This is a genomic window from Elusimicrobiota bacterium (genome assembly GCA_026388075.1).
Classification (GTDB): domain Bacteria; phylum Elusimicrobiota; class Endomicrobiia; order Endomicrobiales; family JAPLKN01; genus JAPLKN01.
Window position 1 is genome coordinate 1 of the sequence record JAPLKN010000084.1, and the last position, 6,310, is coordinate 6,310.

1 protein-coding gene is annotated in these 6,310 nt (G+C 37.7%); it reads left to right on the plus strand.

Features of this window, described 5'->3' with window-relative positions; genetic code table 11:
- Window positions 1-41: 41 nt before the first annotated feature.
- A partial coding sequence (locus NT145_04785) for a hypothetical protein (protein ID MCX5782003.1) occupies window positions 42-6,310 on the plus strand: 6,269 nt, incomplete at its 3' end.

The window sequence follows — 6,310 nt, forward strand, 5'->3', positions numbered from 1 at the left end:
ATCTTAAATTAAAGCAGTTGTTCTTTACTCAGATTGAAAGAATGGGTCAAAAAGTTCCTGATCTTTCACGTTATAATCTGAAAGCAAAATTGTCCGAAGATCTGATGAAAAACTATTTTACAGTGATGTTTCAAACATTTTTAGTAGAGTTTTGGGAATACGATTCAAATATACGCACGGAAAATAAAAAAAGCATAGAAGTCTATTTTGGCGCTTGGGAGACATTTTTGAAACAATTTGTTAGTGATGAAAACACCAAAGAGTTTGGTGCGAAAAATCCTATTGTTTTAGCTGCCTTTATTAAGGCTGCACGCTCTGCCGAAGATGGATTGAAATCGAAATGGAATATCCCATATTTAATTCCTTTATTGTCCAAGCAGGAAGCAGCTAGAAGAATCCATGAAAGAATTCTTTTTGGACAAGTACCTATTCCCGCAGGCGGCACAAAAATCGAGACACTCCTGGATCGTTTGAACAAGATACATGAACGAGAGGAAGCGCAGTTATTCAACACAATCCCCAGTCGCAGTATCAGGGGAGCATTAGCATCAAAACTTGACAAAAAATATGAGGAACTGGCCTTAAAATTCAAAGGGATTTATGAAGCTCAAAAGAAATATGATGCCCGAAAGAATATGCAATTCCCTAACGCTCTTCTTTACACATTCTTTAGTGAAACTGATAAAGACGGCGACACATTCTTTACGGTCACTGACGAAAGCAGGTTTGAATACATGCTTCAGTTTGTCGCAACGCAATCTGACTATCTTGGCACATCCAATCGTGATGCCATGATAGAGACACTTAAGGATCTGCTTGTTGAGTGCTTCAGAAGATATTTGACCAATTTAACTAGGACTGAGAATCCACAGACTGTTAAATATAATATAGAAAAACACTTATTTAAATTTGATGCTATTTTAGGAAAGGCCTTAAGGGATTGCGAAGGATCATTTACAATTGATCAGCAGCACAGGAATACCTGGAATGTGTGTAACGAGGCTCTTAATAAATTTGTTGGAGATCTCTGGTACAGAAGGTCGGACTTTTCATTTGCCGCCGCCGAGCCCGCCGAAACAACCCAGGAGAGCGTTACTGCTATTAAAGAAAGGAAGATTATAGTTCTAAAGAATTTCATAAGCGATAAGATCGTTTCAGCCGTTAAAAAGATTATGAGTTCCAAAAACAAAAGGATTTTGCCGGTTGTGCTGGAAGCAACACGCCCAACAACCATTCCCACAAGAGCAACGGTACCCCCTGCTGTGGTACCTCAACCAGTGAAAGAAGAAGCAAACCTTGGTGCATTGTTGAATACAATGAATTCAGCCGCAGATGTTCAAACCGCCTTAATTAACGGATTTATAGAGGCGCTTGCTGAACGCAATATAAGTGCATCGTTTGCAGACGGAAAATTTGTCGTAAATGGCCCAGTCCCAGACAGCACGCTTGTGGGTTCGGCGTTGGTTGATGTGTTACTGGCAGCGAGCAAATCAAAATGGGCAGATCCGTATCAAATTAGTCCTAAAGTGCTTCAAGAGTTCCTTGAAAAGGTTTTTGAAATGGTTGCAGAGAATATTTCAAGCGCCCGAACCGATCAAAAAAAGAAATATTTGAAACAGCTAAAGGATATCTGCTACCGTGTTGTTACAAGCAAAAAATTCGATGGACGCGACAGTGTTCACATATCCTTCATTAGTGCCGCACAAGAAGGGCTTACCGATTGGATAACCAAGATATTTAATCTGGGTACGATAAGTAAATTAGAATCAGGTTTTAATGTATTTGTATTAAAAGTCAAAGTCATGATGTTCCTGCGCGAGAAATTGGGAAGATATGAGGAGTTCTTAAACTGGTTTGAACCATTAGTAAAGAAGTATGATTTACAGGGAATTTTGGATACAGAAACAAAACCAGAAAATATTCCGGATGCTCTCGTTTTAGTATTTCATCGTGCGCTTGCCATGCGCGGAGTACCTGTGAAGGATGGAAAATCCGGCACTTTTGAAGGAGACGGCGAGCTTGTCGGTTTGGCGTTGGCTGATACTTTGAAGGCGGCAAGTGCGTCGAAATGGGCAAATACCGATAACTTGAGTCCCGAAGTGCTTCAAAAGTTCCTCGCAAAGATTTTTGAATCTGATTCAAAAAATATTACTAAAATAAATCCAGTCAATATATTTGATGCCCAAGTTAATTATTTAAAACAGCTGAAAATGGTCTGGCTGTATGTTGCCGCTAATTTGGGGAAAGCTATAGAAATCAAGAGGGTTTACGAAAGTTTTATTAGCGCCGCGCAAAAAGGGCTTTCAGAATGGGTAATTAAATCATTTAACCTGACTGCAATTCCTAACCATAAGGATTTGGTTGGAATGAGAGTGTCTACCTTCCTAATCCCATCGGCAACAGATGCTTTGATATCCTGGATTGAATCTAAAAAGCAGGAATTAATAGGTTCGTCTGCGGTTCCCGCGCCGAAACCTGACGTGCTTTCAACCTCAGTTAAGACTGTTATGGAAGCGATAGGCAAATTTACAAGTCCCGATTTAGGAGTGATTAAGTTAGCAAAAGGAATTGCCGAAAAACTTCATAAAGAGCTTAAGGGTAACAAGGGGTGGAAAGAGACTGTTTTCAACCAAAAGCTTAAGGATTTCAGAAGTGAATATAAATTAGATGAAATTGAGGGATTTTCACAAATAGTCAGCGACGGAAATTTAGAACTTTTTGCTATTTATGCGACCTTATATTTGGCACCAGAATTGGAAAAAGATCTTTTTGCTAAAGCAGAAGGGGATAATTTAGAAAGGTATATTGGAGATCATCCAGGAATCTATAAAGACTGGCTTAAGTATAAAATCCTTGGGGCTCGAAAATCAAGAATGGGTGCAACTCCTTTAATGCACAAGTTGCTTAATATGGATTACTGGTTTGGATGGTCCAATGTGCTTCTTACTGCAAATGGGAGGGCTGTTGAAACTCCTAAAAAATTCCAAGATATGGAGGCTAAAGAAATTGGAAAGACATTACTTGATCAATATAGAGAGTTTTTAGTTAACCGCGGAGCCGATGTTACACTTAAAAATGCAATAGACGATGCAATATTGGCTGAAGCATTGCTTGATTTATTAAAATGGATTTCTGAAACATATGAGGATTCTTCAAGTAGCGAACTCATAGTTAAAATACTTGAATATTTTATTACGATATTCCCCATGTCATATTTAGTAAAAAGCAGTAATTATTCAAATATGGATGAAAGATTTAAAGATTGTTTAACAGAATTCCAAAATGTTACGGATAAGGTAATTGAAAGCGGAAGCAAGATCTCGGGAAATGATAGATATGCGATTGTTTTAGATGCTTTTAAAACTGTATCCCAAAATGTATATGAATTTCTTGAAAAAAATCAAATAGAAGAAGCAACGGAACGGCTTATCCCGACCAGCTACGGTAAAGTTCAACCGGAAAAAATCAGCAGGGCCCCAATTCTAGAAACGCCTTTAACGAAAATTGAGTCTCTGAAACTAAAATTGCAGAACATGGCATTAGGGATGGAAAAGAGAAATCATAAAATCGCTGTGTTCTTCTATGTGCTTTGGGAAAGAATTAAGGCTTATAAGATATTAGGAATGGTAAAAAAGACAACTCTTCAAATGGTTGACGACTCTCAGGTTGCGCTAAATTTGACAAACGAATTTATTGATATATTGAGTGGGTACCTTCAAAAAGAACAGGCCAGCTTTACCGTGAAAAAAGATATATTATTGGATTTTAATGGCAAGCTGGTTGCCGGACAGAAACTGATAGCTAATGTCAAGTATAGTAAATCTTTTACCAATGCAATAAATGAGTTTCTTGATAGATTGGGAGATTCCAATTATGCAAATTGGCCGCCGGAAAGGCTTGAGGAATTATTAAAAAATGTTCTGAAAAATCTGAGTGATTTTGATAATGGAAAAAGCAGTTACTTCTTTGAAACAAAGGGTAAAAAGGAATTAGCAAAAAAACATGTTCCTTACCTTGAAAAGACTAAAGAACTTCAGCGTAAAATCGAAAAAGAAAGAATTTTATTGAAGAAGCTGAATCCTTTTGTTTATAGAATTTATTTATTCTTCCATAAATTCTTTTTCTTTAAGGAAATAAAGGATGTACATGGCGAAGGCATAAACCACATCAAAGTTATCAAAGCTTTTAATAAGGTTATGGGAGAACCGGAAGATTTAACTATTGTGCCCGAGACAGTTTCTCAAACTATATCCTCAACTCCAGCGGCTCCGCCTAAAACAGAAGAAGAACAATATCGTGACACTTTGTTGAATACAATGAATTCAGCCACAGATGTTCAAACTGCCTTAATTAACGGATTTATAGCGGCGCTTGCTGAACGCAGCAATATAAGCGCATCGTTTGCAGACGGAAAATTTGTCATAAATGGTCCAGTCCCAGACAGCAAGCTTCTTGGTTTGGCATTGGCAGATGTTCTGAAGTCAGTAAGTTCTCCGAAATCAAAATGGGTGGAAAATGTAAATAGAGATACCCAAGACACTTTTATAAAAGCGCTGAAAGAGTTCTTGTTAGAGATTTTTGAAATGGTTGTTAAAGATGATATTTCAGGCGCACAACCTGATCAAAAATTTGTTTATTTAAATCAACTGAAGAATATTTGTCAAGGCGCTCTTGCCGAATTGAAAAAAGATACTCGGCAGTACAATGTTATCGAACGCAAGTTTTTTAATGCATCAATGTACAGTCTTACTGATTGGGTAATTAATGCATTTAATTTAAGTAAAATCAGTAAATCAGAAGTTAATTTTAGCGAATTAATACTAAATGGAAGGATTATGTCTTTCTTGGGTGAAATAGAAACTTCCCGGGATCCGCAGGTGGTAGGTCCATTTGAAAATTGGTTTATGTCAATTTTCAATAAATATGATTTATTGCTGATTATAAATTCTGAAAAAAATCCGGATAATATTCCTGATACTCTCATTTTGGCATTTCATCGTGCACTTGCAAAGAAAGGTATAAACGTTAAAGACGGGATATCCGGCACTTTTGAAGGAGACATTGAACTTGTCGGTTCAGCATTAGTTGATGTATTAAAGGCAGCAGGTTCTGCTGCTACTGCATCCAGTCCTGAAGCGCTCAAAGAGTTCCTTGTTAAGATTTTCAAATACGATTCAAGTAATATTACTGAAACAGATCCGGGTAGAAAGTTTGATGCTCAAATTGATTATCTAAAGCATCTTAAAAAGGTTTGGCTATTTGTTGTCAATAATATGAAAGGAATCAAACTAGGTGAGGCTAGTAAGAATTTTCCTTTTGCTGCGCGAGACGGGTTAACGAATTGGGTGCTTGAGTCCTTTGATATAGCTGCAATTCCTAACTGTGAAGCATTTGTAAAATTGCATGCGACCGGATTCCTAATAACAGCAGCATCAGAAAAAGATGCATTGATATCCTGGCTTGAAACAAAAAAACAGGAATTAATAGATTCGTCTGCGGTACCCGTTCCGAAAACAACGAAAGCAACCTGGGATTATGTTAAGGAAATACTGATACGGTTTGTTGTGAAGAGAGAAAATGCCAAAGAAATCAATATCATTCTTGATGGCGGATACGGTGTAATCCCGAAAACGCTTTATCAACTTATTGAAAAAGCCTTGAAAATGGCTTTTCCTGAAATGGGGATAAATCTTTATTTCGATACAGTCCAAGTGGCTTTACTAAGTATACGAAGTATATTGAATACGCAAGAAAATCTTATTCAAATGATTGAAAACTTGGCGCAAAACAAGTTCCTTGATGATCAGGTTGCGAAACTGATAGAAATCATTGCGCGGGTGTTGATTGCGCCGGATTACGAAAACAAATTGCTTGGCGGGCTTGACGAAGATTTCAATAAATGGGTAGAAGGTCATCCAGAGAAAGACCAGGCCAAGGTACGTGCTCGAGGACTACAGATGAAGGATGAGGCTCAGCAGGAATCACCAGAAGCATGGTTGCAGACGTTAGCTGCCTTGCATGAGAATGACAATATAGAATTTTTGAAAAAGAGGGAAGAGCTGTCAAATAAAATAAAAGAGGCCGGGGAAAAATTGTCAAAACTGCTAAAAGATGCAAATAATATAAAGGCACTTTTTGGAGTAGAAGCGCAAGAACGGTCAAAGAAGTTAAAAGCTTTAAAAAATGAATCCCTGATTTTAACTGTTGCAATCAATGGGTATAAAGACGAACTTGCCAAGCTTGTTTCTTTGACCACTTCTGAAGGCAGTCGGGAAGAAAACGGGGATGAATTAACCGCTGCATTAAAGAG